General features: G+C 59.8%; 21 protein-coding genes, 1 pseudogene and 1 riboswitch. Of the genes and pseudogenes, 19 read left to right on the top strand and 3 right to left on the bottom strand.

Annotated features, from left to right (window positions below; translation table 11 throughout):
• Positions 1-51: 51 nt before the first annotated feature.
• From JL015_RS16360 to JL015_RS16300, 14 genes and pseudogenes are all read left to right on the top strand, one after another.
• Positions 52-846: an IclR family transcriptional regulator gene (locus tag JL015_RS16360; protein ID WP_201019188.1), complete on the top strand. Its 795-nt coding sequence runs from the start codon at positions 52-54 to the stop codon at positions 844-846.
• 156 nt (positions 847-1,002) lie between these two features.
• Positions 1,003-2,085 (top strand): annotated as a pseudogene (locus tag JL015_RS28120) (HAMP domain-containing protein); the annotation flags it as partial.
• A 90-nt stretch (positions 2,086-2,175) separates the two neighbouring features.
• Positions 2,176-2,943, top strand: a complete 768-nt coding sequence (locus JL015_RS28115) for a methyl-accepting chemotaxis protein (protein WP_374063433.1) — start codon at positions 2,176-2,178, stop codon at positions 2,941-2,943.
• Between the two features lie 147 nt (positions 2,944-3,090).
• Positions 3,091-3,489 carry a hypothetical protein gene (locus JL015_RS16350; protein WP_201019232.1) on the top strand — a complete coding sequence of 133 codons (399 nt, stop codon included), beginning with the start codon at positions 3,091-3,093 and terminating at the stop codon, positions 3,487-3,489.
• Positions 3,490-3,527: 38 nt separating this feature from the next.
• Complete coding sequence (locus JL015_RS16345) at positions 3,528-4,013, top strand: GNAT family N-acetyltransferase (RefSeq protein ID WP_201005271.1); 486 nt, start codon at positions 3,528-3,530, stop codon at positions 4,011-4,013.
• Positions 4,014-4,159: 146 nt separating this feature from the next.
• On the top strand, positions 4,160-4,690 hold the full coding sequence (locus JL015_RS16340) for a sigma-70 family RNA polymerase sigma factor (RefSeq protein WP_201005272.1): 531 nt from the start codon (positions 4,160-4,162) through the stop codon (positions 4,688-4,690).
• Positions 4,687-5,625, top strand: a complete 939-nt coding sequence (locus tag JL015_RS16335) for a FecR family protein (protein WP_201019186.1) — start codon at positions 4,687-4,689, stop codon at positions 5,623-5,625. Before JL015_RS16340 ends, JL015_RS16335 begins: the two co-directional genes overlap by 4 nt.
• An 82-nt stretch (positions 5,626-5,707) precedes the next feature.
• On the top strand, positions 5,708-8,113 hold the full coding sequence (locus tag JL015_RS16330) for a TonB-dependent siderophore receptor (protein WP_201019185.1): 2,406 nt from the start codon (positions 5,708-5,710) through the stop codon (positions 8,111-8,113).
• Between the two features lie 112 nt (positions 8,114-8,225).
• A riboswitch (cobalamin riboswitch) is annotated at positions 8,226-8,431 on the top strand.
• 108 nt (positions 8,432-8,539) lie between these two features.
• A complete protein-coding gene (locus tag JL015_RS16325; protein WP_201019184.1) occupies positions 8,540-10,681 on the top strand; it encodes a TonB-dependent receptor in 2,142 nt (713 codons plus the stop codon).
• A 52-nt stretch (positions 10,682-10,733) separates the two neighbouring features.
• Complete coding sequence (locus JL015_RS16320; RefSeq protein WP_201019183.1) at positions 10,734-11,516, top strand: ABC transporter ATP-binding protein; 783 nt, start codon at positions 10,734-10,736, stop codon at positions 11,514-11,516.
• The gene (locus JL015_RS16315; protein WP_201019231.1) at positions 11,510-12,481 is read left to right on the top strand and encodes an ABC transporter substrate-binding protein; all 972 of its coding nucleotides are present in this window, start codon (positions 11,510-11,512) and stop codon (positions 12,479-12,481) included. The genes JL015_RS16320 and JL015_RS16315 overlap by 7 nt, the downstream gene beginning before the upstream one ends.
• 14 nt (positions 12,482-12,495) lie before the next feature.
• On the top strand, positions 12,496-13,497 hold the full coding sequence (locus JL015_RS16310) for a FecCD family ABC transporter permease (RefSeq protein ID WP_201019230.1): 1,002 nt from the start codon (positions 12,496-12,498) through the stop codon (positions 13,495-13,497).
• A 148-nt stretch (positions 13,498-13,645) separates the two neighbouring features.
• Entirely contained in the window at positions 13,646-14,578 is a 933-nt protein-coding gene (locus tag JL015_RS16305) for a LysR family transcriptional regulator (protein WP_201019182.1), read from the top strand.
• Between the two features lie 110 nt (positions 14,579-14,688).
• On the top strand, positions 14,689-15,474 hold the full coding sequence (locus tag JL015_RS16300) for a putative hydro-lyase (RefSeq protein WP_201005281.1): 786 nt from the start codon (positions 14,689-14,691) through the stop codon (positions 15,472-15,474).
• Positions 15,475-15,729: 255 nt separating this feature from the next.
• Here the strand turns inward: JL015_RS16300 and JL015_RS16295 are convergent, their stop codons facing one another.
• The 3 genes from JL015_RS16295 to JL015_RS16285 are packed head-to-tail and all read right to left on the bottom strand — an operon-like array spanning position 15,730 to position 19,881.
• Complete coding sequence (locus JL015_RS16295) at positions 15,730-17,061, bottom strand: OprD family porin (protein WP_201019181.1); 1,332 nt, start codon at positions 17,059-17,061, stop codon at positions 15,730-15,732.
• Between the two features lie 51 nt (positions 17,062-17,112).
• Entirely contained in the window at positions 17,113-18,663 is a 1,551-nt protein-coding gene (locus JL015_RS16290) for an MFS transporter (RefSeq protein WP_201019180.1), read from the bottom strand.
• A gap of 9 nt (positions 18,664-18,672) precedes the next feature.
• Positions 18,673-19,881, bottom strand: coding sequence for an aspartate transaminase (locus JL015_RS16285; RefSeq protein ID WP_201019179.1), 1,209 nt, complete (start codon positions 19,879-19,881; stop codon positions 18,673-18,675).
• 288 nt (positions 19,882-20,169) lie between these two features.
• On the opposite strand from JL015_RS16285, the gene nac reads away from it, so the two are divergent.
• The 5 genes from nac (at position 20,170) to JL015_RS16260 (ending at position 24,654) form a co-directional block, all read left to right on the top strand.
• A complete protein-coding gene (nac, locus tag JL015_RS16280; RefSeq protein ID WP_201019178.1) occupies positions 20,170-21,084 on the top strand; it encodes a nitrogen assimilation transcriptional regulator NAC in 915 nt (304 codons plus the stop codon).
• 105 nt (positions 21,085-21,189) lie between these two features.
• Positions 21,190-21,636, top strand: a complete 447-nt coding sequence (locus tag JL015_RS16275) for an acetyl-CoA carboxylase biotin carboxyl carrier protein (RefSeq protein WP_201019177.1) — start codon at positions 21,190-21,192, stop codon at positions 21,634-21,636.
• A 29-nt stretch (positions 21,637-21,665) separates the two neighbouring features.
• Positions 21,666-23,018, top strand: coding sequence for an acetyl-CoA carboxylase biotin carboxylase subunit (accC, locus tag JL015_RS16270; protein ID WP_201019176.1), 1,353 nt, complete (start codon positions 21,666-21,668; stop codon positions 23,016-23,018).
• Positions 23,015-23,686, top strand: a complete 672-nt coding sequence (gene pxpB / locus JL015_RS16265) for a 5-oxoprolinase subunit PxpB (protein ID WP_201019175.1) — start codon at positions 23,015-23,017, stop codon at positions 23,684-23,686. Before accC ends, pxpB begins: the two co-directional genes overlap by 4 nt.
• Entirely contained in the window at positions 23,683-24,654 is a 972-nt protein-coding gene (locus JL015_RS16260; RefSeq protein ID WP_201019174.1) for a 5-oxoprolinase subunit C family protein, read from the top strand. The genes pxpB and JL015_RS16260 overlap by 4 nt, the downstream gene beginning before the upstream one ends.
• The last annotated feature ends 7 nt before the right edge of the window (positions 24,655-24,661 follow it).

Below are 24,661 nucleotides of genomic sequence, written 5' to 3'. Positions count from 1 at the left end.
AATCACTTTGTGTGCCTTGACTGATCATCATGACCCAGTAGGAGCCCATTCATGAGCACTATCGAATCCCCTGACAAAGACACCGACTACAGCGTCCCGGCCCTTGCCCGGGGCCTGAGCGTGCTCGGAATGTTCAATGCCCGGACCCGCTCGCTGAGCATCAACGACATCGCCGAGCGCCTGGGTGTCAGTACCTCGGCTGTCTATCGAATCCTGTTCACCCTCACCCACATGGGCTATCTGAACAAGATCAACACCCAGTACGAACTGGGTGCCAGGGTCATCAGCGATGGTTTCAGCTACCTGGCCAGCCGCGATATCGTCGAAGTCGCCATGCCGCACCTGAACCAATTGCGCGACCGCACTTCGCTGTCATGCCATCTGAGCATTCGGGAGCAGACTGACAGCCTGTACCTGTATCGCGCATTCGCGGCGCAACGCCTGTCGGTGAATATCCCGGTGGGCACCCGCATCGCCTGCCACTGCACCGCGATGGGGCGTATGTTGCTGACAGCCTTGAACGGAGCGGAACTGGGTGCGCTCTATCAGCACATCCGGCTGGATGATTACCCGTCACCGGCCCCGCGCACATTGCCCGAACTGCAAGCCCTGATTCAGAGCGATCGGGAGCGCGGCTGGGTGTTGCATCGCTCCGATTATTCAACAGCGATTGCCACTTCGATCAAGGATCACACGGGGCAAGTCACCGCTGCCATCAACCTCTCCGGCCCGGATGCAGTCATGGACCCGGAAGGTGCAAGGGAGCGTTTTCAGGCCTTGTTGCTGGAGTGCAGCGCCACGATCAGCCGTGATCTTGGTCATAAAAATGTTACTTATCATTCATAAAGGCTCGATGGCATTCAGTTTGCTAAAGATTCCATGTGGACTGCCGAAATTGTCGGTATGCCATAAGACGAAGCTTTGAGGCTCGATCCGGGTCTGAAGTCTGCTTATTGCCTGCCGTCGTCAGATAACGATATACAAAAAAATTCTGGAGCATGGATGAATATCAAACAGAAACTGACGTGGGCCTTTGCAGTCATTGCGTGCCTGCCCATAGTCGTCGTGGCCACTATCGTTATCGTGAACCTGCGCAACAATGCGACCGATAATTTCGTGAACAGCAGCAGCCGTGAGATCCGTCAGGTCGATAACGCCATGCAGCTGTTCTTCGATGGCATCAGCCAGAACGTCAACTATATTGCCTCGCATCCACTGATCGCAGGCGCCGGTGGCGACCTGAGAAACTACACAGGTGCAACCCCGACACCCCAGTCTGAAAACGACAAGCTGACCACCGAATTCCTTGTCAGCATCGCCAAGGCCCACCCGGCCTACTCCTACGTCTCCTACGGCCTGATCAACGGCAGCTACGTGATGACGCCGGAAGATCCGAAGATGAGCAATTACGACCCGCGTGTTCGTCCCTGGTACAAGACGGCCATGAATAACGTGGGCAAGACCGTGCGCAGCGATGCCTACTACTGGGCTGGCGATGACGCCGTGCTGGTCAGCACCATACGAGCGATCCCCAACACCCTGGGCAACCCTGGCGGTGTAGTAAACATCGACGTATCGCTCAAACAACTGACCGGCATCGTCAAAGACATCAAGCTGGGCGACAGCGGCTACCTGATCCTGCTGGAAAAGAACGGCAATGTGCTGGTCGATCCCAAGCAGCCGGAGCATAACTTCAAGAAGCTCGGCGATCTGGGTGATGGCTTCGCGCAACTGGCCAAGACCGACAAAGGCATGGTTGAAGTGCAGCTCAACGGCGAGCGCTACATGGCCAACGTTTATCCATCGCCAGAGCTTGGCTGGAGCTTTATCGGCCTGATCAAGCAGGATGAAGTCATGGCTTCCGCCACCCGCCTGACCTGGCTGATCGGCATCATCGCTGCCGTACTGGCCATCGTCTTCGCCATCGTCGGTGCCAGCTTCGCCAGCGTCATCGTGCGTCCGATCCATAGTGTTTCCAGCGGCCTTGAAGGGATTGCTCAAGGTGAAGGCGACCTGACACAGAACCTGACCGTGCGTGGCAAGGATGAAACTGCGCAACTGGCGGGCTGGTTCAACCAGTTCCTGACGGCGATCCGCAGCCTGATCCAGCATATCGGGCAGGCCGCGCACAAGATCCTCGACACCTCGCAAAGCTCTACCCGTGTCTCCAATGACATGGCAGAAGCAGCAGGCCGTCAGCGTGAAGCGGTGGATATGGTGTCCACGGCTTTCCATGAGATGGTCGCCACTGCCAACGAAGTCGCCCGCTCCTGCAGCCAGGCCGCTGAATCGGCCGACAACGGTCAGCAGCAGGCTCGCGAAGGCCAGCGCCAGATCGACGATGCGGTCAACAGCGTCGACAAACTGAGTTCGGAAATCGCCCGTTCGGCCAAGGACATGTCGGACCTGGAAAAAGACAGCAACGATATCCAGTCGATCCTCGACACCATTCGTTCCATCGCCGAACAGACCAACCTGCTGGCGCTCAACGCCGCCATCGAAGCGGCTCGCGCCGGTGAACAGGGCCGTGGCTTTGCGGTAGTGGCCGATGAGGTTCGCGCTCTGGCCAAACGCACCGCCGACTCGACCGCAGAGATCGACACCCTGCTGGGCAACCTGGCCAGACGCACCGCTTCCGTGGCGCAACAGATGCACGCCAGCCTGGATGTCTCGCAACAGTCTGTCACCAAGATCGGCCAGGCGCGCAGCAGCTTCGGGCAGATCCGCGAATCGGTGGACGTGATCCGCGACATGAACACCCAGATCGCCACGGCGGCCGAAGAACAGCACCAGGTGGCGGAAGATATCAACCGCCACATCAGCCAGATCCATGGCGACGCGCAACTGATTGCCGAACTATCCGACTCGGCCCGCAGCGACTCGCATAGCCTGGCTTCGCTCTCCAGCGAGCTGGATGCGCTGGTTCGCAAGTTCAAGACCTGACAGGCAGGAGCGGATTTATCCGCGAAGAGTACAAGTTGTCCTGACGCTGAAAATACAAGGGAGCCTCCTGAAACGAGGAGGCTCCCTGTACTCAAAGCGCTGTGCCACCTATGGCCAGAAGCACTCGTGAATGGCTATGCTGCGCCGATGAACACCTTGCCCCCGATCCGCAACCCCTGTCCGCCCGGTGCTTGTATCTGCGAGCGCGAACGGCTGGACGCTCCCGATGCCGATCGGCGCATTCTGCTTCTTACCCGCGAAGAGGAGAAACGCCTGCTTGAGCGTCTGGAGCGTATCGAAAGCCTAGGCGACCTTGAACGCATGCAAGGCAGGATTCATGAGCAACTGGGTATCCGCGTGGAGATCGCGCCGGGCTTCAATGAGGTGCGCACCATGCGTGGGATAAGCATCTTCATTCCCGAAAAGACCGGCCTGTGCCGCAAGACCCGCCAGTCGATTCCAGCGGCGATTCGCCGTGGTCTGGAAAAACGCCCGGAGATTGCCTGGGAACTGCTCAACGCCCATGACTTGTTGCGTGATGCCTGAGCTATGATGCCGGCTCATACCAATAAGGAAGAATTGTTGTGCCCCTCGAAATTCGCCCTGCCCGCCCCGACGACGCCAGCCAGATCCTTGCCTTCATCACTGAACTGGCCATCTATGAACGCGCACGCCATGAAGTGATTGCCACTGTCGAAGACATTCATCGCTCCTTGTTCGCCGAGAATGCACCTGCCAAGGCCCTGATCTGTCTGCATGACGACAAACCGGTAGGTTTTGCCGTCTATTTCTACAGTTACTCCACTTGGCTGGGCCGCAACGGTATCTACCTTGAAGACCTGTACGTGTCGCCGGAAAACCGCAGCATCGGTGCCGGGCGCGCCTTGTTGCGTCATATAGCCCGTGAAGCCGTTGCCAATCAGTGCGGCCGTTTCGAGTGGAGCGTGCTGGACTGGAATGAGCCGGCCATCAAGTTCTACAAGGCATTGGGCGCAGCACCTCAGGACGAGTGGGTGCGCTATCGCATGGAAGGCGACGCGCTGCTGAGCTTTGCCAAGGGTGACGAATAACCTCGTTATCAAGCTGGAACCAGGCCCGACGCAATGTCGGGCTCTTCAATTGAATACCTGCCCGTTTCAGCAAGCGCTAGCAGTTTGTTGCAATCAATGCGGCGAATCGGCATCATTTGATAATAATTTTCATTAACTTTAGTGACATGACACCCTCCTCTCCCGATGCCCGGCGCCTGAGCGTGCGTAACCGTGTTCTGCAACAGTTGTTCGGCGACCATCATGGCTGGTTGCAGGAGCGACTGCGTGCGCGCCTGGGTTGTCATCACGATGCGGCGGACATGGCAGCCGAAACCTTCGCCCAGGTGGTCGCCCTGCCAGAGCCCCAAACCATTCGTGAACCACGGGCGCTGCTGACGACGATTGCCAAACGGCTGATCTTTGCATCCTGGCGACGGCGCGATCTGGAGCGCGCCTATCTGGAAGTATTGGCGCAGCAGCCTCAGGGCTACGAACCTTCTGCCGAAGAACAGGTACAGGCACTGGAAGCATTGAGCACTCTCGATCAGATACTGGATGGCCTGTCGCCCATAGGCCGCAGTGCCTTTCTGTATAGCCAGCTCGACGGCATGACCTATGCCGAAATCGGCCGAACTCTGGGTATCTCCGCGCCACGGGTTCATCAATACGTCGTCAAGGCATTGGGGCTTTGCTACCTGGCGCTGGAGCAACGATGAACAGCCAGCAACTGTCACCTTCTGTCGCCGAAGCCATCGAGTGGCTGGCCCTGCAACGCTCCGGCACTATCAGCAACACCCAACGTCAGCGCTTTCAGCAATGGCTCCAGAGCAGCCAGGAAAACCGCGATGCCTGGGCTCAGCTTGAGCAGCGTGTCGGACAAGCATTCACCGGGCTTCCGCCATTGTCGCGCCAGGTCCTGAACCAGTCCGGGCAAAACCGCCGTCAATGGCTGCGCGGCGCACTGGGGCTGACCGGTTTGGGCATCGGCGGCTGGTGGCTGCAACGCAACGGGCTGCTGCCATGGAGTCGAGGGGATCTCTACACCGGGCTGGCAGAACGTCGTCCTTTCTCTCTGGAGGATGGCAGTCAGGTGCTGCTCAATGCCCGAAGTCGGGTCGACATGGCCTTCGATGACAGGCAGCGCACCCTCACTCTGCATGAAGGCGCACTCAGCATTCAGGTTGCCTCAGACCCGCAACGGCCCTTGGTCATTCGCACCGCCTTTGGCGAAGCCCGAGCATTGGGCACACGCTTCACAGTCAGCCTGTATGAACACGGTGCGCATGTCTGGGTGCAGGAATCCCGCGTGCAACTCACGGTATCGGGCGGCGCGACCCAGGTGCTGGGAGCGGGCCAGGGCGCGCGGCTGCATGGCGGACGCATTCACATTCTGGACCCTGGCCTGGCAAGCGAAAACGCCTGGAAAGATGGCTTGCTGGAAGTTCATGACCAGTCACTGGCCGATGTCATCGAAGCCTTGCGAGACTATCACCCTGGCCTGCTACGCATCGAGCCGGATGCCGCAGCGCTGCGGGTCACCGGCGTCTTCACGCTGGATGACAGTGGCCAGACCTTGCGTTCGTTGCAGGAAGTGCTGCCGGTAAAAGTCGAGAAACGCTTCGGCTGGTGGACGCACATCAGCCTGCGCTGAAAATATTTTTCATACCCCCCTTAATTTCCAGGCCGCTCGCGTCACATAGCTGGCATCGACTACCCAAACGGGAAATGCTGCCATGCACCGACCACTGCGCTTGACTCTGACACCGCTGGCATTTGCCCTGGCGTTCACCACCCTGGACAGCGCGGCCGATGGCTCGGCCCAGCCCTCGACCGCCCGCCAGCAACTCATGGAACTGGACCTGCCCGCCGGCCCTCTGGATGCAACCCTGACCAGCATCGCTCGCCAGAGCGGGCGCAACATTGCCTTCAATGCCACGCTGACTCGCGGCCTGACGGCGAAGCCATTGCGCGGTCGCTACAGCGTCGAGCAGGCCGTTAGCGAAGTGCTGCGCGGTTTGCCCCTGCAATTGAGCATCACGCCCAGCGGCACCTTGAGCATCGAGCCACGCCCCGAGACTTCAGCCATGGAGCTTTCGGACATCAATGTAAGCGCTGCCAGCCATGAGCAGGACGCCTGGGGGCCGGCTCACAGCTGGGTCGCGCAACGCAGCGCGACCGTGAGCAAGACCGACACTTCCCTGATGGAGATTCCCCAGTCGGTTTCGGTGATCACCCGTGAAGAAATGCAAGCGCGCAAGCACGACAGCCTCGCCGACGCACTCAACTACAACACCAGCGTGATCAGCCAGCCGAACGGCTACAGCCGCGTGGCCGACGACTACCGCATGCGTGGTTTCGATATCGGCCCGCGCACGGGTGGCGTGATGCGCGATGGCATGAAAATGCAAAGCACCCAGTTTGAAGGAGGCCAGGAACCTTACGGCCTTGAGCGTGTGGAAGTACTCAAGGGCGCGTCTTCGGTGCTGTACGGGCAACTGGCTCCCGGCGGGCTTATCAACGCCATCAGCAAGCGACCCACGCTCGACCCGCTGCATGAAATCAATCTGGAATATGGCAACCATGACCGGCAGCAACTCTCCACCGATCACGGCGGACGCCTCGATGAAGAAGGCCGTTTCAGCTATCGACTCACAGCCCTGGTGCGCGACAGCGGCACCCAGTACGACGCCATCGACGATGACAAGCACTACATAGCCCCGGCACTGACCTGGCAGATCAACGACGACAGCCGCCTGACACTGCTCGCCAGCCATCAGCGTACCCGGACCAGCCTGACGCCGCCCATGCGCTATGACATAACCACTTTCAGCTCGACCCCAGGTTACAAAGTGCCTTATGACCTGTTTGCGGGCGAGCCGGATTTCGACGACTACGATGGCACCTTGCAGACCTTCGGCTATCTGTTCGAGCAACGCCTGAATGACAACCTGCAACTGCGTCACGCGGCACGCTACTTCGAGTCACGCACCGACTATGACTACATCACCCTGAACAACAGCCGGATCAGCGGTGCCAATCTGTCGAGCCTGTCGCGTACTTACAACTCACGCGAAGACATTGCCACCGGCTGGACCAGTGACAGCAGCCTGCAACTGGATCTGGAAAGCGGGCGCTGGAAACATACCCTGCTGGGCGGCCTGGACTACTACCGCAAGACCTACGACAGCCACCGTTTCAGCGGCAGCGCACCGGCGCTGGACCTTGCCAACCCGGTATACGGCAACCTGCCAAACGTGAACCGCAACATCGACAGCGGCTCGGACCTGCACAGCCATCAGCTCGGCATTTATTTGCAGGAACAACTGAAACTCGATGATCGCTGGCTGCTGATGATCGGCATGCGACAGGACTGGGCCGACAACAGCACCCGCAACTACCGTGACAATTCGCGCAGCACCACTGACGACAGCAAGACTACTGGACGCATCGGGCTGGTCTATCTGGCCGAAAACGGTCTGGCGCCCTATATCAGCTATAGCCAGTCCTTCCTGCCTTCGTCCGGTACCGACGCCAATGGCGATGCCTTCCTGCCGACCGAGGGCGAGCAGTATGAAATCGGTATCCGCTACCAGCCTCCTGGCCGGGAAATGATGATCAGTGCTGCGGTCTACCAGTTGACCCAGAGCAACGTCATCACCTCGATTGCCGGCTCGGACTTCGACGAGCAGACCGGCAAGGAGCGCAGCACCGGTTTTGAAGTGGAAGCCAAGGCCCAGTTGACCCCGCAACTGGCCATGAACGCCGCCTATGCCTACACCGACGCCCATATCATCAAGGATAACGATGAGGTGCTCGAAGGCTCGCGTATCGAAGGTACGCCTTACCATAACGCTTCGTTGTGGCTGGATTATCGTTTCGACTCGATGGGCCTCAATGGCCTGTCGATTGGCAGCGGCGTGCGTTATGTCGGCACCACCCACACCTCGCCCAGCGTCACTGACCGCAAGATCCCGGCCTATACGCTGTTCGATGCCCGAATCAGCTATGACCTGGACGACAACTGGCAAGTCAGCGCCAAGGCACAGAACCTCACCAACGAGAAATACCTGTATTGCGCCAACTCATGCCGCTATGGCGATACCCGTAGTCTGGTGGGGGCTGTCAGTTATCGGTGGTGATCTCTTCGCGAATGAATTCGCTCCTACACGGGCTGCGTAGGAGCGAATTTATTCGCGAACCCCCTCACCGCCAACAAACATCAGTCATTGACGACCTCCAGATTCAATGATCTGATGCGCGCCAGTTTCAGGTGTCCCATGCCGCCGTGCATGGGATTAAACGGGAAGCCGGTGCGTCACTCCCAGTGATCAGTCCGGCGCTGCCCCCGCAACGGTAAGCGAGCGAAGCATTCGACAGACCACTGTGCCAAGGCATGGGAAGGTGAATGCTTCATGACCCTCGCAAGCCCGGAGACCGGCCTGCAACCTTGTTTGGCAAACCCGCGGTGGGCGGGCGCAGGCCGGTCTTCGCGGGCTTTTTGCGCCCGCGATTCCCTATGCGTTGTTCCCTCCGGGATTCATTCATTCCTGATTGGCTGGAATCGCATGTCCCGTTCTTCCCTGCTTCAATCCCTGGCGAATCGTTCGCTACAGATCAGCCTTCTCGCGCTCCCGTCCCATGCGTGGGCTGCTGACGAGCAAACCCTGGCACTGCCCTCGGTCGCAATCACTGGCAGCGCCGATACGCCAGTAACCGATCTGGCAACCCCGACGCCCACCGGTTCGCGCCTGAACCTCACGGCACTGGAAACCCCGGCCAGTACCAGCAGCCTCGACAGCCAGATCATCGAAAGCCGCAATAACCTCACCGTTCAGGATGCGGTCACCCGTTCGCCAGGCATCACCAGCATCGCAACGCCTGGCGATGGCAATACCGCGTTGTCCGCACGTGGTTTTACGGGGCATTCCTCGGTCATGACCCTGTTCGACGGCTCGCGCCTGTATACCGGCGCAGGTACTCAGACCTTCCCGGTTGACCCGTTCATGGTCGAGCGTATCGACGTGATCCGTGGCCCGGCTTCAGTACTTTATGGCGAAGGCGCTACCGGCGCCGTGATCAACGTGGTGCCCAAAAAACCTTTCGAGGGCGAGATCCGCAATCGCCTGCGCCTGGGTTACGGTTCCAATGACCGTCAGCAACTGGGCCTCGACAGCGGCGGTTCGCTGAGCGACACCCTGAGCTATCGCCTTACGCTGAATCAGCAGGAAAGCAATGGCTGGGTCGATAACGGCAATTCCCGCAGCCTGGCCATGAGCGCAGCCCTGCGCTGGCAAGCCACCGACGACCTGAGCTTTACCCTCGCCCATGAACGTGGCGACAGCGAGCCGATGAACTACTTCGGCACACCGCTGATCGATGGGCACTACCGCGACAGCCTGCGCGACAAGAACTACAACCTGCGCAATGCCGTGCAACGCTACAACGATGAATGGACCCGCCTGAACACCGACTGGACCATCAACGATAACGTCAGCGCCAGCAACCAGCTCTACTACATCAAGAGCCGCCGCCACTGGCGCAACGCCGAAGTCTATAGCTGGAGCAGCGCTCAGGGTCAGTTGTTGCGTGGCGACTACCTGGAGATCAAGCACGATCAGGAGCAGATCGGCGACCGCCAGAGTTTCACCTTCAACCATTCGCTGTTCGGCCTGGACAGCCGCACGGTGGTCGGAGCCGAATACAACAGGATTCGTTTCGACGTCGCCAACAATTCGCCTTACACCGATATCGGTGGTGACTTCATCGACCCGTGGAATCCGGCATCCGGTGATTTCCAGAGCCAGTCACCCTTCCTGCCGCTGACCGAAAGCACCACGCGCACCTTTGCCCTGTTTGCCGAAAACCGCCTGCAACTGTCAGACCGCTGGTCCTTGGTGACTGGCATCCGCCGCGACCAGAACCACCTGGACCGCAACGCCCTGCGTACCGATACCCGTAGCGACCGAAGCCTCACCGGCGGTAACTGGCGCGCAGGCCTGGTGTTTGCCGTGACCGATCAACTGTCCCTGTATGGCCAGTACTCCACCAGTGAAGACGGCGTCAGCAACCTCATCAGCATGAACCCGACCCAGCAGCAGATGGACCTGACCGAAGCGAAACAGACCGAGTTCGGCCTCAAGCAACAGTTCTGGGATGGCAGTGGCGAATGGACCCTGGCGGCCTATCACATCGTCAAGAAAAAGCTCCTGGCCATCGACCCGGTGACCCGCCTGACACAACAGGTCGGCCAGCAGTCGTCCGACGGCCTGGAAGCATCTCTGGAACTGGCACTTGCCAATAACTGGCACGTATCGGCCAACGCTGCGCTGGTACGTGCCGAGTACGACGATTTCGACGAAAGCGTTTCCGGGCAGGTCGTGTCCCGCGCCGGGAATCGCCCGACCGACGTCCCGCGCCGAACCGCCAATCTGTGGGTGAGCAAGGCACTGAACGAAGACCTGGATGCCGGCATGGGCCTGCGCTATGTGGATAAACGCTATGCCGACACCGCCAATACCACCTCGATACCGGGCTACACGGTGCTGGATGCCAACCTGGGCTGGAAGGTGCAGCGCGATGTGCGCCTTGGCTTGCAACTGAACAACCTGCTCGACCGACGCTACGCCGCGGCGCAGTACAACAATGGGCAACAATGGCTGATGGGCGAACCTCGCTCCTTCTTCGTCACGGCTGATTACAGCTTCTGATCCAGTTGGCGGCAGGCTTGCAACCTGTCGCCAGCATGCCTGGAAATCGAGCATGTCCACCCTGAATATCCATCGCCTGAACTGGGCACCGCCACATAGTCAGGGCAAACCCTGGCAACTTGAAGGCATCGACCTGCACATCGCACAAGGCGAGTTCGTCGGGCTGATCGGCCCCAATGGCAGCGGCAAGACCAGCCTGTTGCGTTGCGCCTACCGTTTCAACGAACCGGACAGCGGCTCGCTGCACCTCGACGGGCAGGATATCTGGCAACAGAAGCCCCGCTGGAGCGCTCAGCGCATGGCCGTGATGATGCAAGAGTTCCCGCAGGAGTTCGGCCTGACCGTACAGGATGTCGTGGCCATGGGGCGTACACCTCATCAGGGCTGGTTCGACGGCGAAAGCGCCGAAGACCTTGCCCTGATCGACAAGACCTTGAACCAGGTGGGCCTGCATGGGCTCAGCGGGCATTTGTTCGCATCCCTGTCGGGCGGCGAGAAACAGCGCGTATTGCTGGCCCGCGCACTGGTGCAACAACCTGGCCTGCTGATCCTCGACGAGCCCACCAACCATCTCGATCCCCGTTACCAACTGGAACTGCTGCACTATTTGCGGCAACTGAAACTCAGCACACTGGCCAGCTTTCATGACCTGAATCTGGCTGCGGCTTTCTGTGACCGGTTGTATGTCATCGACCAGGGCCGGATCGTTGCCAGTGGTACGCCGAGCGAGGTCCTGACCGAGCAACGGCTGCTGCACATATTCGGTGTCCACGCGCTGGTGGATACTCATCCACTGGCACCTCATCCACGCATTACCTGGATCAGCCCATCATGACCCGAGCCCTGGCCTGCCTGATGCTGCTTGCCGCCCTGCCCCTGGCCGCTGCCGCGGATAACTTCCCCCTGACCGTACAGAGTTGCGGGCGCGAGGTCACTTTCGAGCAACCGCCACAGCGGGCAGTCAGTCACGACATCAATCTGACCGGCATGCTGCTTGCCCTTGGCCTGCGACCACGCATGGTCGGTTACACCGGCATCACCGGCTGGAAAACCCTCGACCCGGCACTGCGCGAGGCTCTGGACGGCCTTCCCGAACTGGCAGAACGCTACCCGTCGGTGGAAAACCTGCTGGATGCCAATGCCGACTTTTTCTTTGCAGGCTGGAGTTACGGTATGCGCGTCGGTGGCCCGGTGACGCCGCAAACCCTGCAACCGCTCGGCATTCCCGTCTACGAGTTGAGCGAATCCTGTTCGCGAATCATGACCCGGCGCGAAGCCAGCCTGGACGATCTGTACCGCGACCTGCACAACCTGGGACGAATCTTCGACGTCAAGGAACGCGCCGATACGCTGATCGAGGCTCTGAAACAACGGGTTGCACAGGTCACGACCAGACTGAGCCAGGTCCGGCAACGCCCCCGTGTGTTCTTGTATGACAGCGGTGAAGACCGGCCCGCCACCTCAGGCAAACTGGGCATGCCCCAGGCCTTGATCGAAGCGGCTGCCGGGCAGAACATCATGGACGATATCGCCGCCAGCTGGACTCAGGTCAACTGGGAGAGCGTGGTGGAACGCAACCCGCAGGTGATCGTGATCGTCGATTACGGCCCGACCTCCTGGCAGCACAAACGCGATTTCCTTTTGCAGAACGCAGCCTTGAGCAGTGTCGAAGCCATCCGCCAGAAACGATTCGTGGTGCTGCCCTATGTCGCCGTAACGCCTTCGGTCGATAACGCTGAGGCCATCGAAAAACTGGCCGAGGCGCTGCATCCCGAGCTGTTTGGCGGGAGCGAACTGTGAAACCGATACGCAGCGTGGCCGGTTATCGCTGGCTGATCGGCACTCTGTTCGTTCTGCTGGCGCTGTCGTGCCTGATATCCCTGGGCTTCGGTCCGGCACGGGTGCCGCTGGCCAAAGTACTGGGCATAGTCCTGCAACAAGCCGGAGTCGATGCCGTAGTGGACTGGAGCAAGGGTCAGACGCAAATCATCTGGCTGATCCGCGCACCACGGGTATTGCTCGGGGCGCTGGTGGGTGCAGGTCTCGCGCTGGTCGGTACGGCTCTGCAAGCGGTGACCCGCAATCCGCTGGCTGATCCGCACCTGTTGGGCGTCAGTTCCGGCGCTGCTCTTGGGGCTGTGGTCGCGGTGTTGTATCTGGGGGAATTCATTGGCGTATTCAGCCTGCCGCTGGCCGCCTTCATCGGCGCACTGGGCAGTATGTTGCTGGTACTGGCCATCGCCAGCCGGCAAGGACGCCTGGAAAGCGAGCGCCTGTTGCTGTCAGGGGTCGCGGTGTCATTCGTGCTGATGGCTCTGGTCAATCTGCTGCTCTACACCGGCGATCAGCATGCCGCCAACTCCGTGATGTTCTGGATGCTCGGCGGTCTGGGACTGGCGCGCTGGGAATTGCTATGGCTGCCGGGTGCCTGCGTACTGAGTGGCTTTGTCGTCCTGATGAGCCTGAGCCGCGCCCTCAATGCCTTGATGAGTGGCGAACAGACTGCCGTGAGCCTGGGTTTCAACACCCGACATGTACGCTGGCAGGTGTTCGTCAGCACCTCATTGCTGACCGGCGTGCTGGTCTCACTCTCCGGTGCCATCGGCTTCGTCGGCCTGATGCTGCCGCACATGGCGCGTCGTCTGGTCGGAGCCGAGCACCGCAGGCTGCTGCCGGTCAGCGCCCTGCTTGGGGCATTGTTCATGATCTGGGTGGACGTCGCGGCCCGCACCCTGATTGCGCCACAGGACCTGCCCATCGGTATCGCCACGGCGGCCATTGGCGGTGTGTTTTTCATATTGCTGATACGCCGATAGGGGTTGAGCAAACGCCCTCTCACCAGATCATGCGTTTCATGCTTCAATAGCCCGACAGCAGAGAACAGGCAGCTACCTCTGTTCAGATTTACTGAACAGAGGCCATGTGGTGTGCATGCGGGATTGTCCGCACAAGGTTGTGACCTTCATGAATACACGATTCGTTGAGACCTTCATCCTGTTGGCCCATGTGGGCAGTGTTCGTCAGGTTGCAAAGCAGATGCATACCACACCGGGCGCTATCTCCATGCGTGTGCGCAAGCTGGAAGCCGAACTGGGTCTTGTGCTCTTCAACTGGGACCACAAGACCCTTCAGATAACGCCTCAAGGCGCCAGCCTGCTACCTCATGCCGAGCGCCTGCTGGAAGCCACGCAGGCCTTTCAGCGTGCGGCCAGCTCTCCAGCAAAAGAGCAGGGCCGGATCCGGATTGCGGTAATCGAGACAGTCGTTCACACATTTCTACCGGACTTCATGAAACTCATGAGCCGGACAATGCCCGATGTCACCATCGACCTGTCCGTTGAACTGACTTCAAACTCGAAAGAGCAGTTGATGCGACGTGAAGTCGACCTGATCATCCGGGTCATTGCCGATGATGGCGATAATCCGTTTGCGATTACCAAACCGATTGCAGAGCTGCCCATTCATTGGGTTGCACGCCCACGTGCTGTGCCGACACGGGATATGGTGCGCAAAGTATTGAGCAAGCAAATGCTGACGCAAATGCGTGGCTCGGCCCCCTATGAGTCCGCAGTTACCATCGCGCAACAGTTGGCATCGGAGCACGGGGTATTGGCCAGTGAGCTGCGAATATCTGGTTCCCCTTCCCTGGCAGCGCTGGTATCGCTGGTGAAAGAAGGTGTCGGCGTAGCAATCATGCCGGGCATTCTGGTCAAGGACAGCCTGGAACATGGCGAACTGCAAGAACTCCCGCTTCCCAGCCCACCCTCGTTCAAGATCGCTACATCCCATATGAAGAATGCGCCTGCGCTGGTATCAGGCGTCGCAGACATCGTGCACAAGGTCTGCCGTACTTACTGTAAACGCCAGGGGGAACACTGGATCATCAGCCATGGATAAAGTATCTGTTCAGTTAAATTGAACAGGCATGGCGATTATTGTTGGATAGACACTGCCTGCAAGCTGCTCAAAGAATGACTCCCCTACTTCGTAATGCTGGAGTCTTCACGATGAGCACGTCCTGGACCAACCCCGCCGAGTTTCGCGCAGCCGTCAGAGCTGGCCGTCATACCGGCCCCACCGCAGACGTCTGCCCCGGCTACACCCAGGGAAACCTGGCCATTCTGCCTCGTGAATACGCAGACGAGTTCTTGCGATTCGCCCGCCTCAACCCGAAGTCCTGCCCGATTATCGGGATGACCGAACCTGGAGACAGCCGGGTTCCTGAACTGGGCGGCGTGGACTTGATGGCCGACGTCCCGGCTTATTGCGTATTCCGCGACGGTGAACAGGTTGATGAAGTTTCGAGCCTGGAAGGGCTATGGAACGATGATCTGGTAGGTTTTGTCATTGGCTGCTCCTTTTCCTTTGAAGGCGCGCTTCTGGATGCAGGCATACCGATTCGCCACATCGAACAGGGCACCAATGTCCCGATGTACGTTTCCAATATTGCCAATGGCAAGGCAGGACGTTTCGGCGGAACCACCGTGGTCAGCATGCGTCCGATGACACCGGCACAGGCCATCCGGGCGGTGCAGGTCACCTCCCGCTTCCCGAGTGTCCATGGAGCGCCCGTTCACCTGGGTGATCCGTCCCAGATCGGCATCCACGATGTCGATGCACCCGACTTCGGCGAACGCTCGATTATCCGCCCAGGCGAAATTCCGGTGTTCTGGGCTTGCGGCGTAACCCCTCAACAAGCGATCCGCAGCGCACGCCCCTCATTCGCCATCACCCACAAGCCGGGGCATATGGTGGTGACCGATATTCTCAATAGTCATCTCGCGGTGTTTTAAGAATGACGTACGTGTAGAAGGCAGCTTGCTGGCGATAGGGCCAGTTGCGGTTTGACAGCACCGCAGTAGAAGTAATGCCGATCACTTAAGGTCCCAGTCACTTGTGGGAGGGGCCTTGGCCGCGACGACCAGCATACAGGCAATACATTTTGAAGCGCCTGTCACACATGCTGTCGCGGCCAAGGCCCCCTCCCCCGGATTGCGAGCCCGGCCACCAGATCTTTGAAATCAGCCTCTTAGGTGTGCCACGAAGTTTTAGAGGATATCCAGCGGATAGGTCACGATCACGCGATGTTCATCGCTGTCACGCTGGGAAGCCACTTCGCTGCGCAGTGAGGCATGTCGCAACTGGACGCCGAGTTTCTTCAGCGGGCCGGATTGCACCACGTAACCCAGGGTCAGGTTGCGTTCCCATTCTTTCTGGTCGCCATTGACCGTGCGAATGTTCGAGCCGCTTTCGTACATGCCCATGAAAGTCAGGCCCGGAACACCCACCTGAGCGAAGTCGTAGCCATAGCGAACCTGCCAGGTACTTTCGCCGGCACGCTGGAATTTGCCGATCATGGATTCGGTCATGAAGTACGCCGTAGAGCCATCGCCCTGGTTAAGCCATACAGCATCACTGTCGCCGCTGACCTGCTGGAAACCGGCCGCAATGGTGTGGCCACTGACCAGATAGGTGAACAGCGCGCTGGACAGGCGGCTGTCCACTTTGCCTTTCACCACACCCCCGCCGTAATAGCCGTTGGTGTAGAACGCCGGATCATTGCCATTGGCACCATCGGACTTGTTGTCGAAATAGCGCAGGTCGGAACGCAAGGTGCCCGGCCCGACAGCAATATCGTATTTCACGCCCAGGAAGTTCTGTTTGTAGAAGTCTTCCAGGTTGCCGTAGTAATACTGCAAGGTCAGGTCTTTAGTGGGTTTGTAATCGACGCCACCGTAATAGAACTTGTTGACGAACTCGCCAGTACGGGCGTTATTCGCGCCGGGAATGGACATGCCCATCTGGTTGCTCGACCCGCGACCTTTTACATGTTCCAGTTGGCCCAATGTAAAGGTGAAGTTATCGATGTCCTTGGACTGAACCTGGCCGCCATTGAAAGTCTGTTGCAACATGCGATCCGTGGACATCACTACCGGCAACATCGGTACCAGCGTGCCGTAACGGAACTCGGTCTTGGAAACCAGTGCCTTGGCGGTCAGGCCAACACTGCCGAATTCATCGACGGCACGGCCATCGCCGTCGGTAGGGAACACGTTGCCGTTGAACGCTGAACTGGTCGGGTTGTAATGGCGGCCCTTGCCGGAGTCCAGACGAAAACCGGCCATGCCCAATGCGTCGACACCGAACCCCACAAGCCCTTGGGTATAACCGGAACGAAAATCGAGAATGAAACCTTGCCCCCACTCCTGGGTGTAGTTCGGGTTGTCCGCGCCGCTGCGGTTATCGGCATTACTGAAGAAGTTACGGGCCAGCACACTGGCCTTGCTGTCTTCTACAAAACCGGCACTGAATGCCTGTTGGGCCATGACCATACCGCAAATACCAGCCACCAGACGGGGCGAGCGATTGATAAGCTCCATCGAAATATCCTTTGCTGTAAGTAAGTGTTGTAAGCAGTCAGGAGTAGGCAGTTAAGTTTTATTGTTTTGAGGAGCAACGAGAGTCGGCGCGGTGACTAACTTGACCGCGGGCAAGCGATACAGGACCAGCAGTGCAATCACCCCAAGGCCTGCGCACATCAGCAGCCCGATCCCCACCGAGCGTGCCAATGCCTCACGGGCCAGTTCCAGCAATTGCCAGGCTTCGCCCGATTCGACTGAGGTCGAGGTCAGCAACACTTGTGGATTGATATAACGGGCAATCGAACTTTCCTGGCCCGCCGCCAGAAACGCCCGGTTCAGATGGGTGACATACAGCAGGTTGACCAACACCCCCATGACCGCAGTGCCCAGCAGGCCGCCGACCAGCCGCAGTGACTGGATCAGGGCCGTGGCAATGCCCAGAAACTGCCGCTCTGCCAGGGTTTGCGTGAATACGGTCAAGTTGAGCAGGATGAACCCAAGCCCTACCCCCGCCAGCAGGATCAGCATCAACAAGGTATTGAATGATGCCGTGCGCCCCGCCAGCGCCAGGCCGGTACAGGCCAGCAGCAAGGCAAGGAAACCGGCCAGCGGCAGCAGGTTCGGGTTGCTCAAGCGGGTCACGATGCGGCTGTTGACGATGGCACCCAAGGTGATGCTCAAGGCCAGTGGTGTAATCAGCAGACCGGCGTCTTTCGGGGAGTAGCCGTAACTGCCTTGCAGCAGCAGCGGCAGATAGAACAGCAGGCTGAACATGATCGCCCCGGCCAGCACTGACAGCAGAAACAGGGTGCGCATGCTCGATACGGCGAACATTGCCGGTGGCAACAGCGCCGACGTGCAGCGCCGCTCCCAGAACCAGAGCGTCGCCCCGCAAATCAGGCAGATCAGGGCCAGGGACGCACTGAGCAAAGTGCTCGAATGCCCCATCCATTCAACACCCAGTTGCAGACTGCCCAGCGTGACCGCAATCAACAACGCGCCGAACCAGTCCAGGCGAATGCCTTGGGTCTGCACAGGCCGGTAATACGGCAGGTAGCGCCAGGCGAAGAACAGCGCGATACAACCCAGCGGCAGATTGAGATAGAACACCGAACGCCAGCCATAAGCCTCCGTCAGCAAACCACCCAGACCAGGGCCAATGGCGTTGACCACACTGAACAGCGCGCTGAGCATCATCTGCCAGCGCAGCCGTTGCCGGGTATCCGGGAACAGTTCGGGAATACAGGCGAATGCCGTACCGATCAGCATCCCTCCTCCGACACCCTGCAACGCCCGACCGATCACCAAAACCAGCATGTCAGTGGCCAGCGCACAGATCAGTGAAGCCAGGGTAAAGACGATAGTTGCCGCAATCACGAAGGGCTTGCGTCCGAAGTAATCGCCCAGCCGACCGAACACTGGAATGGTCACGATCGAGGTCAGCAGATAACCGGTGGCGACCCAGGCATAGAGTTCAAAGCCCTGCAGTTCGGCGACGATGCTGGGCAACGCATTGCCGATCACCGTCTGATCGAGCGCCGAGAGCATCAGCACCAGCGAGATGCCAAGCATCGCCAACAGCGCTTGCCTGAAGCTCAAGGCACTTACCTGAGTCGTCATCGGTGCGCCTCAGACCAATGCTGCAACGGCAGTGGCGATTCGCGAGCAACCCTGCTCAAGGGTTTCCAGCGCCGTGGCGATGGACATGCGAAAGAATGGCGCCAGGCCATAGGCTGTACCGGCAACCACCGCCACGCCCTGGCTTTCCAGGAGGTACATCACCACGTCAGTGTCGGTTTCCAGAAGCTTGCCATCGGGCGCGCGCTTGCCGATCAAGGCCCCGCAGTTCACATAGAGATAGAACGCGCCGTCGGGCTTGAGGCAGCTCAGGCCGTCAATGGCATTGATCAGTTCCAGGCAGCGATCACGACGCTGCTGATAGACCTTTACGCTCTCTTTGACGAAAGACTGATCACCGTTCAAGGCTGCCACCGCAGCCGCCTGGCTGACAGAGCTGGCATTGCTGGTCGACTGCGACTGCAAGGTGGCCATGGCATTGATCACATCGGCAGGCCCGGCCGCATAGCCAATCCGCCAGCCGGTCATGGCGTAGGTCTTGGAGACGCCATTGATGACCAGCACCCGGTCACGCAAGTCAGGCTCGACGCACAGGATGTGCGCGTTATCCGAACCCTCGAAACGAATGTGCTCGTAGATGTCGTCGGTCATCAGCATCACATCGGGGAACTCCAGCAACACGTCAGCCAGCGCACGCAACTCCTGCGCGCTGTAGCTGGCCCCGGTCGGGTTGCTCGGCGAGTTGAGCAACAACCAGCGGGTACGCTCGGTGATCGCGCCACGCAACTGTTCGGCGGTGAGCTTGAAGCCGTTCTCTTCCGGGCAAGCCAGCGTCACCGGCTCGCCTTCACAGGCCAGCACCATGTCCGGGTAAGAGACCCAGTAAGGCGCAGGAATCAATACCTCATCGCCTGCGCCAAGGGTTGCGGCGAAGGCATTGAAGATGGCGCTCTTGGCTCCGCTGGTCACCACGATCTGCGAAGCCGGGTAATCCAGACTGTTTTCCCGGGCGAGTTTGGCGGCAATGGCCTGACGCAGCTCCAGTGTGCCGACGTTCGCCGTGTAGCGGGTTTCACCACGCTCGATGGCAGCGCTGGCAGCCTCGCGGATGTGTTTGGGGGTATCGAAGTCGGGCTCGCCGACGACCAGATTGATGATCGACTTGCCCTGACGACGCAGTTCGTTGGCACGGTCGGAAGCCGCGCTGCTTGGCGAAGGTTTGATGCGTTGCACGCGGGCGGCGATGCGGGAGGCGTTCAAGGTCGTAATCCTCGGAGGTGACATTCGAGGCTCTACGTTACGAGTCGGGATCGTTGAGCGGATAAGACCGTTTCGTTCTGGTTTGATAGGAAGTCCTTATGACCGCTTGCAGACCGGCAACGCACCAAAATGAAACAGCCTCGGGACTGTTGCGCCTCACGCAGGCAGAACCGGCTGCTGATCAGCACGCCATAGCAAAGGCTTATATATAGCGTCCGGCCTGCTGCGCGGCATGGCCTGTCTTTTGCTATGACCCATGGGATGTCAGCCCCAGCATGAGTCCGTCTCTTGAATCTCCGTCGTCTGAAATATTTCGTGAAAATCGTCGACATCGGCAGCCTGACCCAGGCCGCCGATGTCCTGCACATTGCGCAGCCCGCCCTCAGCCAGCAGTTGGCGACCCTGGAAGCCGAGCTGCATCAGCAATTGTTGATCCGCACCAAACGCGGCGTGACGCCCACCGAGGCGGGCAAGGTGTTGTACGGTCATGCGCAGCACATTCTGCGTCAGTGCGAGCAGGCCATCAGTGATGTGAACGACACCGGCCACGCCTTGTCCGGCCAGGTTTCGGTCGGGCTGGCACCGGGCACGGCAGCGTCCACCCTCGCCCTGCCGCTGCTGCGCCGGGTTCGCGAGCGCTATCCGGGGATTCTGCTGTACCTCAATGAAAACTTCGGCACCACCCTCAGCGAACTGATCATGAATGGCCGCATGGACATGGCAGTCTTGTATGGCGGGCGCGAAGTGCATGGCCTGAGCTTCGTCCCCCTGCTGCGGGAAAACCTGTATCTGGTCAGCGCAGACGAACACCTGGACGAACGTGATGAAATAGCCCTGGCAGAACTCGCAACCATGGAGATGCTGCTGCCGCGCCCCTACAACATCATGCGCAAACTGGTAGACGAAGCGTTTCTGGGCATCAGCCTCAGCGCCCGAGTGGTGGCTGAAGTGGAGTCCTCGGCAACCCTGACTGCCGCCGTGGCCGAGCGCTTCGGCTCGACGATTCTTCCCGAGTCGGCCGCCAAGGTGCTCGTTGCCGCCACAGGTGCGCGCATGTTGCGCATTATCGAACCCGGCATTCAGGCACCGTTGGCGTTGTGTCTGTCCGGTCACCTGCCATTGTCGGTGCCTGCTCAGGCAGTGAAAGCCATCCTCCTGGAACTGGTGGCAGAACTGCGTAACCAGACCGAGCCCGGGTCATAAGCGAGCCTTATCACCCCACAGCCAAACCGTCTTGGCGGTCCTGCGCGGCCCTCGTTAGATTGAAATTCATTCAATACGGCAAGCGGCATAGGTAAAGGCAAGGGTATGGATCAAGAACGTATCAAGGCACTGATCGGGTTACTGGCAGAGTCCGACCTGATCGAGCTCAGCCTGACGGAAGGTGACAGCACCCTGCGTCTGTTCAAGGAAGCCACGGGCAATGTCGTTCAGGCACCTTCGATATCCGCCAGGGCGGCAATCGGCAAGACAGCCAGCGTATCGGCACCGGCCATGAAGGCCACCGCTCCTGCGCCCGCCAAAGGCGAGATCAAGGCCAGCCTCTACGGCGTCTTGCACCTGACCCCGGCAGTGGGTGAAGCGCCCTTTGTACAGGTCGGCGATAGCGTGGAAGCAGGACAGACTCTGGCGATCATTGAAGCCATGAAAATGTTCCATCCGCTCAAGGCCAGTCGCTCAGGCATCGTCGAAGCGATTCTGGTGGACGGTGGCACGGAAGTCGAAGCCGGCCAACCCTTGTTCCGTATCGGTTGACCCCGACGCACATTTTTCAGGTATCTCGAATGTTCGATAAAGTGCTGATCGCCAACCGTGGCGAAATTGCCCTGCGTATCCAGCGCGCTTGCCGTGGCCTGGGTCTGAAAACCGTCGCGGTCTACTCCGAAGCCGACCGTCATGCGCAGTACGTCACCCAGGCCGATGAAGCGCTGTGCATCGGCCCTGCCGCGCCCACCCAGAGTTATCTAAATCAGGCGGCCCTGCTCTTCGCCGCCAAGGTCAGTGGCGCACAGGCCATTCATCCCGGTTATGGCTTTCTGTCGGAAAACGCCACCTTTGCCGAACGTATCGAGGCGGCCGGCATGACCTTTATCGGCCCCAGCGCCGAGTGCATTCGCACCATGGGCGACAAGGTTTCCGCCAAGCGGGCCATGCGTGAAGCCGGTGTGCCTTGCGTACCGGGGCCGGACTCAAGCATGTCCAGCGACCCGCAAAGCATTCTCGCCGTCGCCCGGGAAATCGGTTATCCGGTGATCGTCAAAGCCGCTGGCGGTGGCGGCGGTCGTGGCATGCGCGTGGTGCAGCAGGAACCGGAACTGCTGGAAGCGATTGCCCTGACCCGTGAAGAAGCGCGTCTGGCGTTCGGCAATCCCGAACTCTATATCGAGAAGTTCCTCGGCCATCCTCGCCACGTCGAAATTCAGGTGCTGTGCGATGCCTACGGCAATGCCGTGTGGCTCGGCAGCCGCGACTGCTCCTTGCAGCGTCGCCATCAAAAGGTACTTGAAGAAGCCCCGGCGCCCGGCATCGACCCGCAATTGATTGCCCATGTGGGCGAGCGCTGCGTCAAGGCCTGCCAGCAGATCGGCTATCGCGGCGTCGGCACCTTCGAGTTCCTTTATGAAGACGGCCAGTTCTTCTTCATCGAAATGAACACCCGCTTACAAGTCGAGCATCCCGTCACCGAGATGACCACTGGCATCGATATCGTCCAGCAGCAGTTGCGCATGGCCCGAGGTGAGCGCCTGGAGTTGCGTCAGGCCGATATCGTCGCCCAGGGCCATTCACTGGAATGCCGGATCAACGCCGAAGACCCGCTCAGTTTCATGCCCACTCCAGGGCTGGTCACGCGCTGGGAAGTGCCGGGCGGTTTTGGGGTCAGGGTCGATTCCCATGTCACCACCGGCTACCGCGTACCGCCCTACTACGACTCCATGGTCGCCAAGGTCATCAGCCACGGTGCCACTCGGGAAGAAGCCATGGCCCGCATGCGTCTGGCCCTCAGCGAGCTTCATGTGGAAGGCATTTCCACCAATATTCTCCTGCACCGGGAAATCCTCGACGACCCGGCATTCTGCGCAAGTGGCGTCGATATTCATCACCTGGAGCACTGGCTGCAACAACGGAGCCCACAATGAGCATCGCGCACACGGACACAGGTCCGACCATCAGCCTCCTGGGCACCACAGCCCTGTTGTTTGAAGCACCGGGCAGCCTCGATCTTGCCCCGCAACAACGCATCTGGGCCATGGCTCGCGTGACCGCACAGTGGCCGGAAATCAGCGAATCGGTGCCGGGCATGAACAACCTGATGCTGACCTTCAGCACCCCGCCACGGCACTTGAGTGCCCTGACCGAACGCCTGCTGGAAGCCTGGCAAACCTGCGAGCCGCTGCCGTTGGAAGGCCGCATCATTGAATTGCCGGTGACCTACGGCGGCGAACACGGCCCACACATGAGCGACGTGATTGCCCATACCGGGCTGGACATCGAAACCATCGCTCATCTGCACAGCGAACCGCTGTATCCGGTCTATGCCTTGGGCAGCCACCCTGGTTACTGCTATCTGGGCGGCATGGACCCACGCATTGCCACGCCACGGCGCAAGGTTCCGGTGCTCAGCATCGGCGCTGGCGCGGTGTCCATCGGCGGCATACAGACCGGCGTTTCCGCCTCTGCCGGCCCCAGTGGCTGGAACACCATCGGCCGTACCGAAATGTCTTTCTTCGACCCCGAGCAATCGCCACCAGCACTCTTGCAGCCGGGCGACCTGCTGCGCTTTCGCATCGAGAGGATCATTCGATGATCGAGATTCTATCCGCCACTGCCCTGGCCACTGTTCAGGATCTGGGCCGCATCGGCAGCCTGGGTTACGGCGTCGGCACGTCCGGGGCCATGGACACACTAGCCGTGGCGACCGGCAATATTCTGCTGGGCAATGCCGATGACGCAGCGACCATCGAGATTCCGGTGTTCCCTTTCGAGGTCCGCCTGCTGGAAGACTGCGCCTTTGCCGTGACCGGCGCAGCCTGTGCCTTGAGCCTGGACGGCGTCGCCTTCCCGCCGAACTGGGTGATGCAGGGCCATAAGGGCCAGACGCTGCTCATCGACCACCCCACGGCAGGTTGCCGCGCCTATCTGTGTCTGGCTGGCGGCGTCGATGTGCCGGTGGTGCTCAACTCGCGAAGCACTCAACTGCGAGGCGAGTTCGGCGGTTTTCAGGGCCGTGCCTTGCAGCAAGGCGACCGTTTGCATGCCTGCTCGCCGGGCATCAGCACGCGGGCCACGGATTTCGGTGTACTCAACCCTGCCCATGCCTTGCCGTTGAGCGTGGACGGCGTACACGCCATGCGCGTTCTGCCTGCGGCGGAATACCAGGCATTCAAGGCGGATTCCCGAGCGTCATTCTGGAGCGACGACTGGAAGATCACATCCCAGAGCAATCGTTATGGCTATCGCCTTGAGGGCACGCCGGTCTTGCCCGAGCACGCCATGGAAGTGCGCTCCCACGGCATCGTACCGGGCGTGATTCAGGTACCTCACGGCGGCCAGCCGATCATCCAGATGCGTGATGCACAGCCCAGTGGCGGCTACCCGAAGTTCGGCACGGTGATCGAAGCCGATCTGTGGCGTCTGGGCCAGGCAGCCATCGGCAGCCGGATTCGTTTTATCGAATGCAGTTACGACGAGGCCCTGGATGCCCTTGAGCAGAATCAGGCCTATCTCGCCGAAGTGCGACGTCTTGTGACCCTGCATGACCTGGCCCGGCGCTGAGGAAATG

The organism is Pseudomonas cichorii (assembly GCF_015471405.1).
GTDB lineage: Bacteria > Pseudomonadota > Gammaproteobacteria > Pseudomonadales > Pseudomonadaceae > Aquipseudomonas > Aquipseudomonas serbiensis.
Note: the sequence above shows the minus strand (reverse complement) of the source record. Positions and strands in the feature narration are given on the sequence as shown.

Bases quoted from the DNA above. Each gene is read 5' to 3' on its own strand.
- JL015_RS16360 (WP_201019188.1), top strand. From the start codon at position 52: ATGAGCACTATCGAATCCCCTGACAAAGACACCGACTACAGCGTCCCG.
- JL015_RS28115 (WP_374063433.1), top strand. From the start codon at position 2,176: ATGGCAGAAGCAGCAGGCCGTCAGCGTGAAGCGGTGGATATGGTGTCC.
- JL015_RS16350 (WP_201019232.1), top strand. From the start codon at position 3,091: ATGAACACCTTGCCCCCGATCCGCAACCCCTGTCCGCCCGGTGCTTGT.
- JL015_RS16340 (WP_201005272.1), top strand. From the start codon at position 4,160: ATGACACCCTCCTCTCCCGATGCCCGGCGCCTGAGCGTGCGTAACCGT.
- JL015_RS16335 (WP_201019186.1), top strand. From the start codon at position 4,687: ATGAACAGCCAGCAACTGTCACCTTCTGTCGCCGAAGCCATCGAGTGG.
- JL015_RS16330 (WP_201019185.1), top strand. From the start codon at position 5,708: ATGCACCGACCACTGCGCTTGACTCTGACACCGCTGGCATTTGCCCTG.
- JL015_RS16325 (WP_201019184.1), top strand. From the start codon at position 8,540: ATGTCCCGTTCTTCCCTGCTTCAATCCCTGGCGAATCGTTCGCTACAG.
- JL015_RS16320 (WP_201019183.1), top strand. From the start codon at position 10,734: ATGTCCACCCTGAATATCCATCGCCTGAACTGGGCACCGCCACATAGT.
- JL015_RS16305 (WP_201019182.1), top strand. From the start codon at position 13,646: ATGAATACACGATTCGTTGAGACCTTCATCCTGTTGGCCCATGTGGGC.
- JL015_RS16300 (WP_201005281.1), top strand. From the start codon at position 14,689: ATGAGCACGTCCTGGACCAACCCCGCCGAGTTTCGCGCAGCCGTCAGA.
- JL015_RS16295 (WP_201019181.1), bottom strand. From the start codon at position 17,061: ATGGAGCTTATCAATCGCTCGCCCCGTCTGGTGGCTGGTATTTGCGGT.
- JL015_RS16290 (WP_201019180.1), bottom strand. From the start codon at position 18,663: ATGACGACTCAGGTAAGTGCCTTGAGCTTCAGGCAAGCGCTGTTGGCG.
- JL015_RS16275 (WP_201019177.1), top strand. From the start codon at position 21,190: ATGGATCAAGAACGTATCAAGGCACTGATCGGGTTACTGGCAGAGTCC.
- accC (WP_201019176.1), top strand. From the start codon at position 21,666: ATGTTCGATAAAGTGCTGATCGCCAACCGTGGCGAAATTGCCCTGCGT.
- pxpB (WP_201019175.1), top strand. From the start codon at position 23,015: ATGAGCATCGCGCACACGGACACAGGTCCGACCATCAGCCTCCTGGGC.
- JL015_RS16260 (WP_201019174.1), top strand. From the start codon at position 23,683: ATGATCGAGATTCTATCCGCCACTGCCCTGGCCACTGTTCAGGATCTG.